Origin of the sequence: Micromonospora trifolii (genome assembly GCF_022229005.1) — a bacterium.
GTDB lineage: Bacteria > Actinomycetota > Actinomycetes > Mycobacteriales > Micromonosporaceae > Micromonospora > Micromonospora trifolii.
On the sequence record NZ_JAKKFD010000014.1, the window covers coordinates 17289 to 33916 of the forward strand.

The window sequence follows — 16628 nt, forward strand, 5'->3', positions numbered from 1 at the left end:
GATCCTTCCCAGCGGGGCGGGCGGGCGCGCCGGTCGTGCCGGTCGCGCCCGCCGCTCGCCGTGTCACTTGCCGGTGATCTCCTTGACGCCATCGGCGTACGGCTTGGCGATCGTGTCGAGGACCTGGTCGGGCGACTTCGAGCCGTTGATCAGACCCTGGAAGCCGGAGACGAGCACGTCGTAGTAGCCGGGGACCGGCCAGTCCGGGTAGAAGGCGAGCCCGTCGGACTTGCTGACCGTGTTGAAGTCCTCGATCAGCTTGCGGTCCTTCGGGTCGCTGATCTTCGACGCGTCGGCGGCGACCGGAACACCACCGTTGTTGCCGATCAGGTCCTGGATCTCCGGACGCAGGGTGATGTCGATGAAGTCGTACGCCAGGCTCTTGGCCTTGCTGTTCTCCGGGACGACCCAGAGGTTGCCGGAGGAGCCGGCCTGCAGGGTGTTGCCCGGGAAGAGGAAGGTGTCCCAGTTGGCCTTCATCTCGGTCTTGAACCGGCCGTACCACCAGCTACCCGAGACGATCATCGGAACCTTGCCGCCGATGAAGGCGGTGCCCATGTCCTCGGCCTTGAGGCTGGCCGAGTTCTTCGCGACGTAGCCCTTCTGCACCCACTGGGCGAAGGTGTCCGCGCCGTACTTGAGCGGGTCGGCCTTGAAGTCGACAGGGTTCTTGTAGAGCTGGTAGTTGTCGACGAACTGCCGGTCACCCTTGGAGAGGGCGAGCTGGTAGAAGAGCTGCCCGGCCGGGTACTCGGCGCCGGCCATGCCCAGCGGGGTGACGCCCTTGCCGACGAAGGTGTCCATCGCGGCGGTCATCTCGGCCATGGTGGTCGGGACCTTGACGCCGTTGCTCTGGAACAGGTCCTTGTTGTAGTAGACAGTGACGTACTCGCCGTAGTTCGGCACGCCGAACCACTTGCCGGAGCCCATCACGCCCTTGTCGCTGTACCGGGCGGTGGTCTGCAGGCTGGGGCTGAGCTTGCTGGCCCAGCCGCGCTTGTCGGCCTCGCTGCTCAGGTCGGCCAGCAGACCCTGGGAGGAGAGCAGCCCGGCGGTGGCGTTGCCCTTGTTGTACTCCATGATGTCCGGGCCCTCGGACGAGTTGATGATCATGCCGGCGTTTTGCTGGATCTGCTCGAACGCCTTGCGCTCGAAGCGCACCTCGACGCCCGGGTGCTCGGACTTGAAGAGCTCGATGGCCCGGTTCCAACCGACGCCCATGGCGCTGTTCTCGCTCTCGTAGTGCCAGAGCTTGAGAACCTTGGCGTCGCTGTCGTCCCCGTTGTCACCACCGCCGCAGGCGGCCACGGTGGTCGTCGCGGTCGCCGCCAGGGCGATCGCGGCGACGAGCCGGCGGAATCGCTGCATTAGCATCCTCCTCGTTGAGTATCTAGCCGGTACTTCACGGGGCCCGTCGTCGCGTTGCAGCGCGGCGGCGGGCCATTTACTGATCAGCCCCCATTGGTTGGCGGCTTCGAGGTGCGGCGGTCGAACCCCGGATCTCCAACGCGCACGGCAGCAGTTGCTGGTGGCGAAGGTCAGCGGGGCCATCCAGGTGGCGCGTCAGCGCCTCGATCGCGATCCGGCCGAGCGCCGAGCCGGGTGACGTCATAGCGGTCAGCGCCGGGGTGGCCAGTTCGGCGACCTGCGGCGAGGTGACCATCGAGACGACGGAGACGTCGTCGGGCACCGACAACCCGCGGCCGGTCAACTCGCCGAGGATGCCGAAGATCGCCGTCTCGTTCATGGCCAACACCGCCGTCAGCTCCGGGGCCTGCGCGAACGCGGCGGCCAGGGCGGCCCGACCGCCGGCGGCGCTGTCCTCGGCCGCGATCATCACCGGCTCCAGGCCGTGCCCGGTCATCGACGCGGTGAAGGCGTCACGGGTACGCAGCGCGGGCCCGTAACCGCTGGCCAGCGTGGCGGCCGAGTGGTTGACGTAGACGATTCGCCGGTGCCCCAGGCCGACCAGGTGCGCGACGGCATCCCGGACAGTCTGGTCGAAGTCGATGTCGACGTACGAGAGCGTGCTGGTGTCGCCGGTGCGGCCGATCAGCACCAGCGGCACCCCCGCCTCCTGGAGCACTGTGACCCGCTCGTCGGCCAACTGGACCTCCATCAGCACGACCCCGTCGAGCATCCGCTGACTGGCCAGCCGACGCAGGTCGTCGAGGTTGCCACCGCCGACCGGCGAGAGCACCAGGTGGTAGCCGGCGACGCTGGCCGCGGCGGCGGCACCGGTGACGAAGGCGGTCTCGGTGGCGCCGAGGCCGCGTTCGTCCATCGGCATCAGCAGGCCGAGGATGCGGCTGCGGCGACTGGCCAGCCCTCGGGCCATCGCGTTGGGCTGGTAGTCGAGCTGCGCCATCGCGGCGAGCACCTTGTTGCGGGTGGCCTGCGAGATCGGCCGGGTGCCGGTGAGCACGTACGAGACGGTGCTGACCGAGACCTGTGCGAGGCGGGCGACGTCGTGCATGGTGGCCACCGCGCACCTCCTCCGGCCTGGGGTGGGACCGCTCCCGAACTTCGTCGAAGCGTTTCGACGAAGCGGTTCGACAGGACGCTAGGCCACCTGTTACGGCGACGTCAATAGCCGATGTCGAAAAGAATTCAGCAGGGTCGCGTGGCGCGCAGACCGCGCCGATCTTGCAGTTTCTGCTGCCGACATGGACGGATATGCAGCTTGTGTCGGGACAGAAAGCGCAAGATCGCGGAGTCGAGCGGGGGCGGGGCGGGGGGTTAGGGCAGGTTGAACAGGGTAGCGGCGTTTTTCCAGCAGACCGCGCGTAGCCAGTCGTCGCCCAGGTCCAGTCGGGCCAGCCCGGTCACCTGGTCGGCGTACGGGTACGGAATGTTCGGGAAGTCGCTGCCCAGCAGGACCTTGCCGGCCAGCCCCAACTCGCGCAACCGGGGCAGTTCCTCGGCGGGGAAGGGGACGAACTGGTCGAAGAAGGGCGTGAACGCCATTGTGGTGTCCAGCCGGACCTGCTCGTACGTCTCGGCGAGGTCCAGGAAGGCCCGGTAGTCCGGGGCGCCCAGGTGCGCCACCACGGCGGTCAGGCGAGGGTGGCGGGCGAGTAGGGCGGCGAACGGGTCCGGGCCGGTGTTGGCGGTTCCCACCGGGGCGTGCCCGGCGTGCACCACCACCGGCACGCCCGCGTCGGACAGCATCCCCCACACCGGGTCCAGCGCCGGATCGGTCGGCGCGAAGCCGCCGACCTGTAGGTGCAGCTTGAACACCTTGGCGCCTTCGGCGAGGGCCGCCTCGACGTACCCGGGGGCGTCCGGCTCGGGGTAGAACGTGGCCGAGGCCAGGCACCCGGGGGTGTCGCGGGCGAAATCCAGTGTCCAGCGGTTGAGTTCCGCCGCCATGCCCGGTCGGTGCGCGTACGCCAGGGCGCTGAACGCCAGCACCCCGAGCCGGCGCAGGTGCGCCACCCGGTCGGCGTCGCTCCAGCGGTAGAGGATCGGCCACTCGGTGCCGACCAGTGGCCCGGCGGCGTCGAAGTAGGCCCACACCCGACGCAGCAGGCGTGGCGGCAGGAAGTGCACGTGCACGTCGGCGAGGCCGGGCAGCCCCAGCTCGCGGCAGAACTCCGGTACGCGGTCGTCCGCGGCCGGCGGGACCACCGGCGCCGCATCGGTCATATGTCGATGTCGAAACGGCTCAGCACCGAGGGCGCGATCAGGCCGACGGTGGCGAGCGCGGAGACGACTGTCAGTGCGATGCGCATTCCGACCACCTCGGCCTTGCTGCCGACGCGCAGGGCGATGCTGTTCGGCAGGCCGATCATCATCCACATCCGCCGCTTGATCGGGATCGGCCAGAGGATCGGCACGCCGGCTCTGGTGATCATGTCGCCGAGGATGTGCACGAAGCAGCCCACACCCAGGGCGGTGCCGATCAGCGGATAGCCGCGTCCGCCCGGCAGGTTGGCGAAGGTGAACCAGGCCGCCCCGGCCGACGCGAGAGTGATGATCACCCACCCGGCCCGCTCGGCCCACTCGTCGAACAGCCCGCGCAGCGCCAGGCCGAACATAAAGAACAGGATGGTGATGACCGCCCACTTGCCGTACGCGGCGCAGAGCGCTGTGGTGCCCCAGCCGACCAGCAGTGTGAACGGCAGCGTGTGGGTCAGCGTCCGGTGCCCGTTGTTGCGGCGGGGGTCCTTGCTGAGCTTGGTGGCGTAGTAGACCCCGAGGGAGATCTTCTCCATCACCTCGGCGGCGAAGAGCGAGAAGACTCCGAAGGTACGGGCCACGGTGGCCCCACCCTGGTTCTTGGTCACCTTGCCCGACATGTCGAGGTCGGGAAAGAGCGCGCCACCGGCGCACACGGCGGTGCCCACCGCCAACGCGAGCGGCGACTGGTGGTAGTCGGCGAACTGCTCCAGCGCCCAGGAGCCGGCCAGCCACACCGCCGCGCCGGACAGCGCGTGTTGCGGTCCCATCATCTCGGCTCACCCTCCCCAGGGATCTTGAGCGCCCAAAACTACGCCACTGTAGTCAGCGTCGGCGCCGCAGGGGCATCACCCGGAAGGTCCACATCGGACCCTGTCACAGGGTGGGGGTGAAGCTCTGCCGGATCATCGGCAAGTATGCCGCGTTGACCTGCCAGTCGAACTCTTCTGTCAACCACGAGACGGTGTACGAGCGGTCGGCCGAGGTGTTGGCCAACAGCCGGAAGCTGTGCACCGGAACGCCCACGGCGTTCTGCCAGCCGCACTCCCACACCGCGCCACCCTCGAAGATGTCCATCGCGGAGATGTCCACCTTGCGATAGTCCGGCAGCGCGGCACTCGCTGTCAGCCGAGCCTCCTCGGCCTTCCAGTGCGCCACCGGATCCGGGCGGGCCGGCCCCACCTCGACGCTGAGCACCCGGGACCCGCCGGATTTGCGGAAGCAGGTCACCGAGCCCTCGGTCCAGCGCGCCCAGCCGACCGGCGCGGCGATCCGGAACCCGGTCGGGTCGTCGTACCAGGTCCAGCCCTTGCGCAGCCCGTACTTCACATCCGGTGGCGGTGACACCGCCACCACCGGGGTCGCCGACGGTGGCGGGGACGACGTGCAGGCGAACGCCGCAGGCCGGGAGGTGGGCGCGCCACCGCCCGAGCCGGACGGTGGGGTCCGCTCATCGTGCCGGTTGACCAGCGCCAGCGTGACGCCACCCGCGACGAGCACGGCGGTGGCCACACAACCCAGGGCGATCAGGCGCCCTCGCCGGCCAGGTGGGCGCCGCGGGCTCGGGGCTGGCGTGGCCGGCTCGCCCGACGGGGCCACCGGTTCGACCGGGTGCGGCGTCATGGCCCGCCCGGCGCTCCGGATCGCCGCGACCGCCGAGGAGCGGACCGGCTTGGCGGGCTCGTCGTCGCTCGCCGCGGCGCCGCGCAACAGCGGCTCCGCCTCGGCGGCGGTCAACCGCCGCCACGGGTCGCGCTGCAACAGGCCGATGAGGGCGGGACGCAACGGGCCGGCCCGACGCATCGGATCCGGTGGTTCGGTGGCCAGCGCGCTGAGCGTCGCCATCGCGCTGGACCGTGCGTACGGTGACTGCCCCTCGACCGTCGCGTAGAGCGTCGCGCCCAGCGACCACATGTCGGTGCGGGCGTCGGACACCCCTTCGCGAGCCCGTTCGGGCGCGACGAACTGCGGCGAGCCGAGCACAGTGCCGGGCCCGGTCATCACACCATCGCCGCCGTCGAAGGTGGCCAACCCGAAGTCGGTGAGCACCACCCGACCGTCGTCGGCCACCAGCACGTTGTGCGGCTTGACGTCGCGGTGCAGCACCCCGGCGGCGTGCGCGGCCCGCAACGCGGCGAGCACCGCCAGCCCGATCCGGGCGGTGCGCTGCGGGCTCAGCGGCCCCTCGGCGCTGATGATCTGCTGCACCGATCGCGACGGTACGTACTCCATCACGATCCAGGGGCTCTCCCGGTCGTGGACCACGTCGTAGAGGCGGACCACGTTGGGATGGTTGAGCCGGGCGGCGGTGCGTGCCTCACGCAGGGTGCGTAGCCGCAGCTCCTCGCGCTCGGTCTCGGCCAGCCAGGACGGCGGCACGACCTCCTTCACTGCCACGTCGCGATGCAACATCTCGTCGCGAGCAAGCCACACCCGGCCCATTCCGCCGGTGCCGACCAGGTCGAGCAGCCGGTACCGACCCGCGATCAGCAACTGATGCACGGTCGCTTCCCCCTCGGTCACCCCGGGATCCACGATAGTCACCAATGCGGGCTTTCTCATCCACTGAGCGGCCTCGATCCACGACGGACGGTGGTCCGGATCATGGCCATACGGTGCAGGTCAGCGGGGTGGTCGGAAACTCTTTCGCACCAGTTCCCAGTCGGCTGCGGCCTCGGCCCAGTCCTCGTCCCGGGTGATCCAACCGAGCGTCCAGTGGTCGGTGCCGAGGACCTGCTGTCGGGCGTGCAGCCACGGGCCGTGTGGCGTCTGCCAGCGGAGCTCCCACTCGGCTCCGCCGTCGTCCGTGGCGAGCCGGATCTCGTCGTACCCCGGCAGGGAGCCCTCTCCGGCCGCCGCGTCACGGGCGGTCCGCAGGAGCTCCAGGGGATCGGCGGCGCTGCCTTCGGCGACGCTGAAGGCCCGCCCGGTCGCCGGGTCCTGGAAGCACGCCACGGTGCCGTCGCGGGAGGTCAGCCACGTCGCCGGTACGGAGACCCGGAAGCCGGCGGTGTCGGCGTGCCAGACCCAGCCGGGCGGCGGCCGGAGGTCTTCGCCCGCTGTCGGCGTGCCGGCCCGCACTGGTGTACCGCCGACGTCCGGGCGGACACAGGCGAACGGGGGCGGGGGGACGTTCCGCCCATTCGGCGGCGGGCCGGGCGGCGGGCCGGGCCCGAACGGCCCGCCGTTGGGCGGACGGTTCGGCGGCGGGGAGGACCAGCCGGTGGGGTTGCTGGGCTTGTCGCCGACGAGGGTCAGCGCGGTGCCGACGCCGGCCACGACGGCCACCAGCAGCGCCACGGCGACCACCGCCACCCGACGCGCGGTGCGCCCGGCGGCTGCCGGATCCGGGGTCGGCGTGGGGGAGGTGCCACCGGCGGCGGCCGGGGCGGCCGGGTCGGGCAGCGGAACGGTGGGGTCCTGGTCGTCGGGGTCGTCCGCCGTGGCGGGCTGGCCGACCAGCCCTGGCACCGGCCGGTCGGCCGCGGGTCGGTCGGTTGCCGACGGCGGGTCGACGCGGCCGGTCGCGGCCGTCCTGAGCAACCGACGGGCCGTCTCGTGGTCGAGGCGCTCGCGCGGGTCGCGGCGCAGCAACCCGTCCAGCACCGGCGCGAGCGCCCCGGCGTGTGGGGCAGGGTCCGGCGGGCCGGCGGCCAGCGCGCTCAGGGTGGCCATCGCGGTGCTGCGGGCGTACGGGGACTGCCCCTCCACCGCGGCGTGCAGTGTCGCCCCGAGCGACCACAGATCGGCCGCCACCGTGGACACCCCTTCGGCGGCCCGTTCGGGGGCCACGTACTGCGGGGAGCCGAAGACCATGCCGGGGCGGGTCATCGCGCCGTCGCCGCCGTCGAAGGTGGCCAGCCCGAAGTCGGTGAGCATCACCCGCCCGTCGTGCGCCACGAGCACGTTCTGCGGTTTGATGTCGCGGTGCAGCACCCCGGCGGTGTGCGCGGCCTGGAGCGCGTCGAGCACGGCCAGCCCGATCCGGGCCGCGCGGGCCGGCTCCAGCGGCCCCTCGGCGTCCACGACGTCCTGCAGGGTGCGGGACGGGACGTACTCCATGACGATCCATGGGCTGCCGTCGACGGCGACGACGTCGTAGAGCCGGACCACGGCGGGGTGGTTGAGCCGGGCCGCGGCGCGCGCCTCCCGCAGGGTGCGTGAGCGCACCTCGGCCCGTTCACCTTCGGCCAACCAGCTCGGTGGAACGATCTCCTTGATCGCCACCTCGCGGTGCAGCATCTCGTCGCGGGCGCGCCACACCCGACCCATGCCCCCGCGACCCACCAGGTCGAGCAGTCGGTACCGACCGGCGATCAGCACCTGTGCACGCTCCTCCTCAGCCGCTGTCCGGGCTACACCCTAACCAGCGGATCGGAAGTCACCTATCGGTCGTCCGACTCGGCTCAGCAGGCGGCGTGGTCGGCGGCGGTGGCGAGCAGGTTCCCTTCCGGGATGGCGATCCGGGTGCGCCCGCCGCTCAGTCGGGCGGCGGCGCGTCGGGCCTGCACGGGGCCGTGTTCGCGACGGGCTGTGGCGTAGCTCGCGGCGGTGCGGGCCGCGATGGCGGCCCAGCCGTACCGCTCGCCGACCATCGTGCGGGCCCGGCGGGCCAGCCGCCGGGCGAAGACCTCGTCGCCGAGCAGTTGGCCGACCGCGCCGGCGAGCGCGTCCGGGTCGCTGTGCGGGAACGTCACGCCGGTCACGCCGGGTTCGACGATCTCGGCGAGGCCGCCGGTGCGAGCCACGGCGAGGGGCGCTCCGGCGGCCGCCGCCTCCAGCGCCACCATGCCGAACGGCTCGTAGAGGCTGGGGACCACTGTCGCGTCGGTGGCGCCGAACATCGCCGGTAGTTGGGTGGAGTCGAGGAACCCGGTGAACCGGACGGTCGAGCTGAGCGCCAGTCGCCGGGCCTCCGACTCCAACTCGGTGCGGTACGGGCCGTCGCCGGCGATCACCACGCGCAGCCCCGGGTGTCGTTCGCGCAGCCGGGGTACGGCGTGCACCAGGTGCTGGACGCCCTTCTCGTAGACCAGCCGACCGGCGTACCCGACCAACGGGCCGTCCCCGGCGAACCGTGCCCGGGCCGACGCGACCGCTCGGGGGCGGGCCCGCCAGGCCCGGTCGTCGACCCCGTTGGGCACCACGTCGACGTGGGCGGCCGGTACGTCGAACAGTGCTGTCACCTGGTCGCGCATGTAGCCGGAGCAGGTGATCACCCGAATGGACGAGTTGCTGAGCCAGTGTTCGACGCCGTGGATGGTGCGGTTCATCTCCTCCGGCAGCCAGCCCTGGTGCCGGCCGGCCTCGGTGGCGTGGATGGTGGTGACCAGGGGCAGGTCCAGGTGCTCGGCGAGGGTGACGGCCGTGTGGGCGACGAGCCAGTCGTGGGCGTGGATGACGTCGTAGGAGCCGGCCTGGGTGGCGCGCAGGGCGGTGCGGGTGAGGGTGTGGTTGAAGGCCATGGTCCAGGCCAGCAGTGAGCCGGTGGCGAGGGGGAAGGTGACCGGGTCTTCGGGGGCGCGCAGGATGCGTACGCCGTCGGCGTACTCCTCCAGGGGTGCGCCCTCGCTGTGGCGGGTGACGACGGTGACTTCGTGGCCGGCGGCGGCGAGGGCGACGGAGAGGGCGTGCACGTGTCGGCCGAGACCGCCGACGAGCACCGGTGGGTACTCCCAGGAGAGCATCAGCACCCGCAGCTGTCGGGCGGGGTTGATGTCGATCACGTGGGCATCGGGTGACATGCGGCCCCCTTTGAGTTGTCCCCGGGCGCGCGCCGACCGACACCGAATCGATGTCGCCGTCGCGTCTGGATCGAGGCCAATCCTGCCGGGATTGCGATAACCAGCGGCGACACCACCGTTGCGGTCGTGTAAAGCGCTACTGGCTCTTTCGCCGCACCCGCAGCAGCTCGGCCACCGACCATGCCTGGAACGGGCACCCGGTAGCGGTGTGCGGCGCGAGGCCATCGGCCGTCTCGCTCACCGAGCCTAACCCATATTCCATCAAATGGGCCTCAATGCCAACGAACACGTCATCGACGGACATCTTCCTCCGGCGCGCGGCGTCCACGTACGGGCCGAGCAACCACGGCCAGACCGTGCCCTGGTGGTAGCCCCCGTCCCGGTCGGCCGGGCCGCCCCGGTGCCGGCCCACGAACTCCGTGGAGTCAGGGGCCAGACTGCGCGGCCCGAGCGGGGTGAGCAGCCCGCCCGCGACCCGGCGCAGCGTCGCTTCGTCCGGCTCCAACGGGGCGTACGGCAGCGACCAGGCCAGCAGCTGGTTGGGGCGCAACGCGTCGTCGTCGTGCAGGGCGGCACCGCCCAACGGGTACGCCGGCGCCGGCGCGTCCAGCACGTCGTGCAGCCAGCCGGTCGGGGCCGGGAACCGCTCCCGGAACGAGGCGGTGGCCTGCCGGTGGCGTCGCCACAGCTCGTCGGCCTCCTGCCCGGCCAGCTCGGTCAGCTCCGCGATCCCGGCCAGCCCATTGATCCACAACGCGTTGACCTCGACCGGCTTGCCGGTGCGCGGGGTGACCGGCACCCCGTACACCCGGGCGTCCATCCAGGTCAGCGCGGTGCCGGGAGCGCCCTGGGTGAGCAGCCCGTCGGCCGGGTCGACCCGGATGCCGTACCGGGTGCCGGCCGCGTGGGCGTCGACCACGGCGCGCAGCGCGGGCAGCAACTCGTCGCCGAGGTCGGTGTCGCCGGTGACTGTGACGTGCCGGCTCACCGCGTGCAGGAACCACAGCGTGCCGTCGACGGTGTTGTACTCCACCCGACCGGTGTCGGCAGTGTTGGCGAGCATCCCCTCCGACAGCGTCGCCGCGTACGCCCGCAGCAGCTCCCGACCCTCGTCGGCGCGACCCGTGCAGAGGAACAACCCCTCGTACGAGATCATCGTGTCCCGCGACCACGCCCCGAACCACGGGTAGCCGGCCACCACGTCCACCGCCGCCTGGTCGGTGCGCACCACGAACGCGTCGGCGGCCAGCGCCAGGGTGGCGTCCACGTCGTCGGCCGGCTTCGCCGTCGCCACCACCCGCCGGTTGCGCCTCCGCGCGGTCGCCACGATCTCCTCCGCCGGCGGCGGCTCCTCGTCGAGTCGACCGGCCCAGGCCCGCACCGACATCGTGTCGCCGGGGCGTTCCAGCTCACCGGAGAAGCGGCCCGCGTACCAGAGGTCCTCGTCGGCGTTGAGACCGCGGTTGGCCTCCTCGCGGTGGTGCACGCCCAGCCACCACTGCCCCTCGGGCGCCCAGTCCGGGCCGGCGAGCCGGTACGCGCCCTCGACCACCGCGCCGCCGGCCACCGCCTCGACCTGCGGGACCGGGCCGTCGGCCCGCCGTTCGCCGTGCGCGTCCCGCCAGGTGCAGGCGGCCGACAGCTCCAGCCGGACCGGACCACCGGCGACCAGCCGGTGCACCACAGCCACGCAGGAGCGGCCGGGCAGCATTGCCAGCTCCCGTTCGATCACCACAGCGCCGATCCGCCACCGCCACCGGGGCAGCCCGTCGACCAGGTCGAAGCGCTCCAGCAGCTCGAAGCCGCGCGGGTCCACGTCGCCGGAGGCCCACTCGTGCGCGCCGAGGCGCACCCGCGCGCCGGACGGCAGGGTGACCGCCGGGTCGAGGCTGACCAGTCCCACCTGGCGGGACGCCGGTGTTTCGCCGGGAACCACCAGCAGACCGTGGTAGCGACGTGTCCGCAGCCCGCCGACAGTGCCCATCGCATAGCCGCCGAGGCCGTCGGGGACCAGCCACTCCCGGCTGGCCGCGCTGGTCAGATCGCCGCAAATCTGCGGGCCGAAGTGAATGTCGATCAACTTTCCTCCACCGGCGGCGGGGTGTAACACGCCACGACGAGAATGGCCGCTGTGGTCAAGTACCGCGGCGACGTCAAAGATGTGCACGTGATCACTGACCGATCGTCCTCCGACGCCTCGCCACCCGACGCTGAGCGGCTCCGGCTCGCCCAGGCCGACTCGGGGGAGCAGGACTGGCGTGCATGGGGTCCCTATCTGTCCGAACGGGCGTGGGGGACGGTACGGGAGGACTACAGCGAGCACGGTACGGCCTGGGACTACTTCCCGCATGACCACGCGCGGTCCAGAGCCTACCGGTGGAATGAAGACGGGATGGCCGGCGTCTGCGACGAACGACAGACCTTCGCGTTCGCCCTGGCCCTCTGGAACGGCAAGGACCCGATCCTCAAGGAGCGGATGTTCGGCCTCGGCGGCGACAGCGGCAACCACGGCGAGGACGTCAAGGAGTACTGGTGGTACGAGGACTCCACGCCCACCCACTCCTGGATGCGCTGGCGCTACCACTACCCGCAGGCCGCCTTCCCGTACGACGAACTCGTCGCGGTGAACGCGTTGCGCGGCCGCGACGACACCGAGTACGAGCTGGTGGACACCGGCATCTTCGACGACGACAGGTACTGGGCGGTGACTGTCGACTACGCCAAGGCGTCCCCGACCGACCTCTGCATGGTGGTGACCGTCGCCAACCGGGGCGACGAGGCGGCGACCCTGCACGTCCTGCCCACCCTGTGGTTTCGTAACACCTGGTCCTGGGGCCTGCCCGGCGGCGACCGGATCCCCCGGCTGACCGGCCAGGGCACCCGCCTCGTCGGCGAACACCGGGTGCTCGGCCAACTGCTGCTGGAGGGCGACGGCGGCCCGGTGCCGCTGCTCTGCGACAACGACACCAACGCCGAACGGCTCTGGGGCCTGCCCGGCCGCTCCCCGTACCCGAAGGACGGCATCAACGACCACGTCGTCAACGGCGCGGCCACTGTCAACCCGGCCCGGGAGGGCACCAAGGGCGCGCTGCACTACGTGCTCGACGTGCCGGCCGGCGGGCAGCGCCAGATCCGGCTGCGGCTGACCCGCACCGCGTCGCCGCCGGCAGCCGCGCCGCCGCCCCCGGCCGACCTCAGCGACGGCTTCGAGGCAGTGGTGTGGGCGCGGCGGGCCGAGGCGAACCGGTTCTTCGCCGGAGTGATCCCGCCGGCCGCCACACCCGACGAGGCGCTGGTCGCCCGGCAGGCCATCGCCGGGCTGATGTGGGGCAAGCAGTTCTACCACTTCGACGTCAAACGCTGGCTCGACGGCGACCCGGGCTCGACGCCGCCGCCGGCCGGGCGTCGGCACGGGCGCAACAGCGCCTGGTGGCACATGACCAGCTTCGACGTCATCTCCATGCCTGACCCGTGGGAATACCCCTGGTACGCGGCCTGGGACCTGGCCTTCCACTGCGTGAGCATCGCCCGGGTCGACCCGGGCTTCGCCAAGGAGCAGATCCTGCTCCTGCTCCGGGAGTGGTACCTGCACCCCAACGGGCAGATCCCGGCGTACGAGTGGGCGTTCGGTGATGTGAACCCGCCGGTGCACGCGTGGGCGGCGCTGAAGGTGTTCGAGATCGACGGCGGCCGGGACTACGAGTTCCTGGCCCGGGTGATGCACAAGCTGCTGCTCAACTTCACCTGGTGGGTCAACCGCAAGGACACCGGCGGCAACAACGTCTTCGAGGGCGGCTTCCTCGGGCTGGACAACGTCGGGCCGTTCGACAGATCGGCGGCGCTGCCGGTCGCCGGGGTGCTGGAGCAGTCCGACGGCACCGGCTGGATGGGCATGTACGCGCTCAACCTGCTGGACATGGCGATCGTGCTCGCCGAACACGACCGGACCTGGGTGGACACCGCCACCAAGTTCTTCGAGCACTTCGCCTACATCGCCGCCGCCGCGTACGAGCAGGGGTTGTGGGACGACGAGGACGCCTTCTTCTACGACGTGCTGCGCCTCGCCGACGGCACGAAGGTGCCGCTGAAGGTCCGCTCCGTCGTCGGGCTGCTGCCGTTGGCCGCCACCACCCGGCTCACCGCCCGAACCCTGCACCACCTACCGGAGTTGGGCGCCCGGCTGCGCTGGTTCCTCACCAACCGCCCGGAGTACGCCCAGGTGATCGGCACCCGCCGACTGGGCCCCGACGGCCGGCAGCAGCGACTGCTGTCCATGGTCGGCCCGGAGCAGGTGGTCCGCCTGCTCGCCCGGATGCTCGACCCCGACGAGTTCCTCTCCGACTTCGGCCTCCGCACGCTGTCCCGCGCGCACCTGGACAAGCCGTTCTCGGTCACCCTCGGCGGGCAGGAGTTCTCCGTCGGCTACGAGCCGGCAGAATCGACGAGCGGACTGTTCGGGGGCAACTCGAACTGGCGCGGCCCGATCTGGATGCCGACGAACTTCCTGCTGATCAGCGCGCTGCGCGACTACGCGGCGTTCTTCGGCGACGACCTCCAGGTGGAGTACCCGACCCGCTCCGGGGTGAAGCACACCCTTGACGAGATCGCCGACGACCTCTCCGCCCGGCTGATCTCGCTCTTCACCCAGGACGACTGGGGTCGACGGCCGATCTACGGTGCCGCTCAGATGTTCCAAACCCACCCGGACTGGCGCGACCTGATCGCCTTCCCGGAGTACTTCCACGGCGACAACGGGGCCGGCCTGGGCGCCTGGCACCAGACCGGCTGGACGGCCCTGGTAGCCGACCTGATCCTCACCCTGCGCCGCTGACCTCCGCCCGCCTTCGTCCGCTCGCTGGCCCGCCACTGCATGATCGCGCTCGATCCTTGTTGTAGTGGTGTCGCTGGCGTCGGGAGGCCACTCGATCCTGGATCGAGCACGATCGTGCGGGCGACGGGCGACGGGCGACGGGCGACGGGCGACGGGCGGCGGGCAGGGCGGTCAGGCGCTGACGACGCCGAGCTTGATGAGGCTGTCGGCGGTGTCGGTGATGGTCGTCTGCACCGGGCGGGGCCGCCAGCCGAGGACGGTGCGGGCCTTGTCGTTGCTGATCACCGGGACCTGACCACCGAGGACGGCGGCCTCACGCAGCGCCGGCTCGGTCTTCGCGCCCTCCCGGACCTCCTCGTCGGTCAACTCTCTGGCCGGCACTCGGTCGGCCAGGCTCGGCAGGTGCCGCGCGAGCATCTTCGCCATGTCGAGGAAGCTGATCGATTGGCCACTGACCCCGATGAACCGCTCACCGGCGGCGTCCGGGTGCAGCATCGCGCGTAGGTGCAGGTCGACCACGTCCCGGACGTCGACCACCCCGAAGTGCATCCGGGGTACGACCGGCGTCGCCCCCTGGAGGAACGCCTGCACCAGGCCGATGGTCGCGGACACCCGCGTGCCCAGGAGTGGCCCGAAGATGCCGGTCGGGTTGACGACGCTCAGCTCGACCCCGCCGTTGTTTCGGACGTAGTCCCAGGCCGCACGTTCGGCGAGCGTCTTCGACCGGTGGTACGCCGGGATGTCGTCGTCGACGTTCGTCCAGTCTGCCTCGCTGTAGCGGCCGTCGGGCCTGACGGTGTAACCCACCGCCGCGTACGACGAGGTCAGCACTACCCGCCGTACCCCGGCCTCGCGGGCGGCCCGCACGACGCGCAGCGCTCCGTCGCGGGCCGGCCGGATCACCTCGTCGTCGTCGATGGGCGGGGTGAACGGGAACGGCGACGCGTGGTGCAGCACGTACCGTGCCCCGGCGACCGCCTCGGCCCAGCCCTCGTCGGCGGAGAGGGCCGCGGTGCGGACGTCGACCCGACCGTCCGGGTTCGCGCCCGACTGCCGGACCCGGTCGAGCACCTCGTCGCCCTGGCCCGGCTCGCGGACAGTGACCCGTACCCGGTAGCCCTCGTCGAGCAGTCGGGCGACGGAATGCCCGCCGAGGTGGCCGGTCGCGCCGGTCACCAGCACCAGGGCGTCGTCGGTGGAGCGAAGCTGTAGATCGTTTGGCATGGTGTGTCCCATCGTTGCTCAGAATTCCTCAAGAGCGCGCTTGACCTGCTTGATCGCGCGGGTCTCCGCAGCGGTGTCGCTTCGGTGTCGGGCATCCCACATGTCCGCCTTTGCGCGCATGTACTCCTGGCGTACCCGTAGGCGCTCGATCTCGGCGGACAGCCGGTCGGCGTGCCGGGCGAAGAGGTCGCGCTGTTCGGCCGCGGCCTGGTCGCCCTCGTCGAGCAGCGTCAGGTACCGGCGCATCTCGGCGACGCTCATCCCGGCTGACCGCAGGCAGGCCAGAGCGTCGACCCGCTCGGCGAGCGGAGTGTCGTAACGGCGGTGGCCGCTGCTGTCGTCGCGGGGCACCGCGCCGAGCAGGCCGGCCTTCTCGTAGTAGCGCAGGGTCGGCTCGCTGAAGCCCGACCGCTGGGCCATCTCCTGGATGGTCAGAGGCCCTTCGGCCTGCTTACGGCCTTCCTTCGTCGCTGCCACGGGTGAAGCGTCCCCAACTTCAAGCGCTTCAAGTCAAGGGATGTGGCGCGGAGCACCATTCAGCGGTTCGCGCGTTCGATGCCTCGTCGGACGAGGCCGCTGATGCCGGGCACTGTGATCGCCCGGATGGCGCACCGGATCCAGCGGGTGATCGGCGCGCTCACCGACGGTTTCCCCGCCGCCGCGCCCTCCTGAGCGCTTGACCCGCGGTGGCTTCACCTCCGCGGCTGTGCCGAGGCCCCGGAAGGGCTCACTGATAGCCGACGTGGACGATCAGCTTGCCCTCTCTGGGGTTGGCCCCCACGTAGACGGTCGCCGGGTCGAACACTGTCGGCGGCAGGGTCAGATCCTCGGAGAGACCCATCTCGCGCGCCAGGTCCTCCGGAGACTGCCCCGAAGCGGGTACCAGCGTGATCGTTCGCCAGCACCCGCCGGAGGCGCACTCCATGCTCTCGTCGGCGACCGTCGCTCCGGATGGCACCTCCGGCATTCGCGACTTCGACGGCAACGATCCCTCGGTCTTGAACACCTGCAACCACAGGAACGACAGGACCCACAGGCACGACAGCAGACCCAGCGTGACGGACACGGCCACGAGGGTGCGCTTCGTCCGTCTGCGCAGCGCGGTCCGCGACGTCATCGCGCGAGAATAGCGGGGCACCGTCGATCAG

General features: G+C 71.3%; 12 protein-coding genes. 1 reads left to right on the forward strand and 11 read right to left on the reverse strand.

Translation table 11 applies throughout. From position 1 onward, the window contains the following. Positions 1-63: 63 nt before the first annotated feature. The 8 genes from NIE79_RS09720 to NIE79_RS09755 all read right to left on the reverse strand — a co-directional run bounded on the left by NIE79_RS09720 (position 64) and on the right by NIE79_RS09755 (position 11505). On the reverse strand, positions 64-1368 hold the full coding sequence (locus NIE79_RS09720) for an ABC transporter substrate-binding protein (protein WP_238678221.1): 1305 nt from the start codon (positions 1366-1368) through the stop codon (positions 64-66). Positions 1369-1444: 76 nt separating this feature from the next. Next, complete coding sequence (locus NIE79_RS09725) at positions 1445-2476, reverse strand: LacI family DNA-binding transcriptional regulator (RefSeq protein WP_238678282.1); 1032 nt, start codon at positions 2474-2476, stop codon at positions 1445-1447. A gap of 263 nt (positions 2477-2739) precedes the next feature. Continuing rightward, positions 2740-3648, reverse strand: coding sequence for an amidohydrolase family protein (locus NIE79_RS09730; protein WP_238678222.1), 909 nt, complete (start codon positions 3646-3648; stop codon positions 2740-2742). After that, positions 3645-4454, reverse strand: coding sequence for a metal-dependent hydrolase (locus NIE79_RS09735; protein ID WP_238678223.1), 810 nt, complete (start codon positions 4452-4454; stop codon positions 3645-3647). The genes NIE79_RS09730 and NIE79_RS09735 overlap by 4 nt, the downstream gene beginning before the upstream one ends. Before the next feature lie 103 nt (positions 4455-4557). After that, on the reverse strand, positions 4558-6204 hold the full coding sequence (locus tag NIE79_RS09740; protein ID WP_238678224.1) for a serine/threonine-protein kinase: 1647 nt from the start codon (positions 6202-6204) through the stop codon (positions 4558-4560). A gap of 99 nt (positions 6205-6303) precedes the next feature. Continuing rightward, complete coding sequence (locus NIE79_RS09745) at positions 6304-8004, reverse strand: serine/threonine-protein kinase (RefSeq protein WP_308193163.1); 1701 nt, start codon at positions 8002-8004, stop codon at positions 6304-6306. A gap of 83 nt (positions 8005-8087) precedes the next feature. Next, positions 8088-9425, reverse strand: coding sequence for a glycosyltransferase family 4 protein (locus tag NIE79_RS09750; protein WP_238678225.1), 1338 nt, complete (start codon positions 9423-9425; stop codon positions 8088-8090). 136 nt (positions 9426-9561) lie between these two features. Next, the gene (locus NIE79_RS09755; RefSeq protein WP_238678226.1) at positions 9562-11505 is read right to left on the reverse strand and encodes an amylo-alpha-1,6-glucosidase; all 1944 of its coding nucleotides are present in this window, start codon (positions 11503-11505) and stop codon (positions 9562-9564) included. Between the two features lie 42 nt (positions 11506-11547). On the opposite strand from NIE79_RS09755, the gene NIE79_RS09760 reads away from it, so the two are divergent. Beyond that, the gene (locus tag NIE79_RS09760; protein ID WP_238678227.1) at positions 11548-14256 is read left to right on the forward strand and encodes an MGH1-like glycoside hydrolase domain-containing protein; all 2709 of its coding nucleotides are present in this window, start codon (positions 11548-11550) and stop codon (positions 14254-14256) included. 171 nt (positions 14257-14427) lie between these two features. Here NIE79_RS09760 and NIE79_RS09765 read toward each other — a convergent pair whose 3' ends face one another. The 3 genes from NIE79_RS09765 to NIE79_RS09775 all read right to left on the reverse strand — a co-directional run bounded on the left by NIE79_RS09765 (position 14428) and on the right by NIE79_RS09775 (position 16597). After that, positions 14428-15480 carry an NAD-dependent epimerase/dehydratase family protein gene (locus NIE79_RS09765; RefSeq protein ID WP_238678228.1) on the reverse strand — a complete coding sequence of 351 codons (1053 nt, stop codon included), beginning with the start codon at positions 15478-15480 and terminating at the stop codon, positions 14428-14430. Positions 15481-15498: 18 nt separating this feature from the next. Further along, on the reverse strand, positions 15499-15957 hold the full coding sequence (locus tag NIE79_RS09770) for a MerR family transcriptional regulator (protein WP_238678229.1): 459 nt from the start codon (positions 15955-15957) through the stop codon (positions 15499-15501). 250 nt (positions 15958-16207) lie between these two features. After that, positions 16208-16597 (reverse strand): hypothetical protein, encoded by a 390-nt coding sequence (locus NIE79_RS09775; RefSeq protein ID WP_238678230.1) that lies wholly within the window; start codon positions 16595-16597, stop codon positions 16208-16210. Positions 16598-16628: the final 31 nt, after the last annotated feature.

What these genes read in the sequence shown, in the direction of transcription:
- NIE79_RS09720 (WP_238678221.1), bottom strand. Translation starts at nt 1,368, where the DNA reads ATGCAGCGATTCCGCCGGCTCGTCGCCGCGATCGCCCTGGCGGCGACC.
- NIE79_RS09730 (WP_238678222.1), bottom strand. Translation starts at nt 3,648, where the DNA reads ATGACCGATGCGGCGCCGGTGGTCCCGCCGGCCGCGGACGACCGCGTA.
- NIE79_RS09765 (WP_238678228.1), bottom strand. Translation starts at nt 15,480, where the DNA reads ATGCCAAACGATCTACAGCTTCGCTCCACCGACGACGCCCTGGTGCTG.
- NIE79_RS09775 (WP_238678230.1), bottom strand. Translation starts at nt 16,597, where the DNA reads ATGACGTCGCGGACCGCGCTGCGCAGACGGACGAAGCGCACCCTCGTG.
- NIE79_RS09760 (WP_238678227.1), top strand. Translation starts at nt 11,548, where the DNA reads ATGGCCGCTGTGGTCAAGTACCGCGGCGACGTCAAAGATGTGCACGTG.
- NIE79_RS09725 (WP_238678282.1), bottom strand. Translation starts at nt 2,476, where the DNA reads ATGCACGACGTCGCCCGCCTCGCACAGGTCTCGGTCAGCACCGTCTCG.
- NIE79_RS09735 (WP_238678223.1), bottom strand. Translation starts at nt 4,454, where the DNA reads ATGATGGGACCGCAACACGCGCTGTCCGGCGCGGCGGTGTGGCTGGCC.
- NIE79_RS09750 (WP_238678225.1), bottom strand. Translation starts at nt 9,425, where the DNA reads ATGTCACCCGATGCCCACGTGATCGACATCAACCCCGCCCGACAGCTG.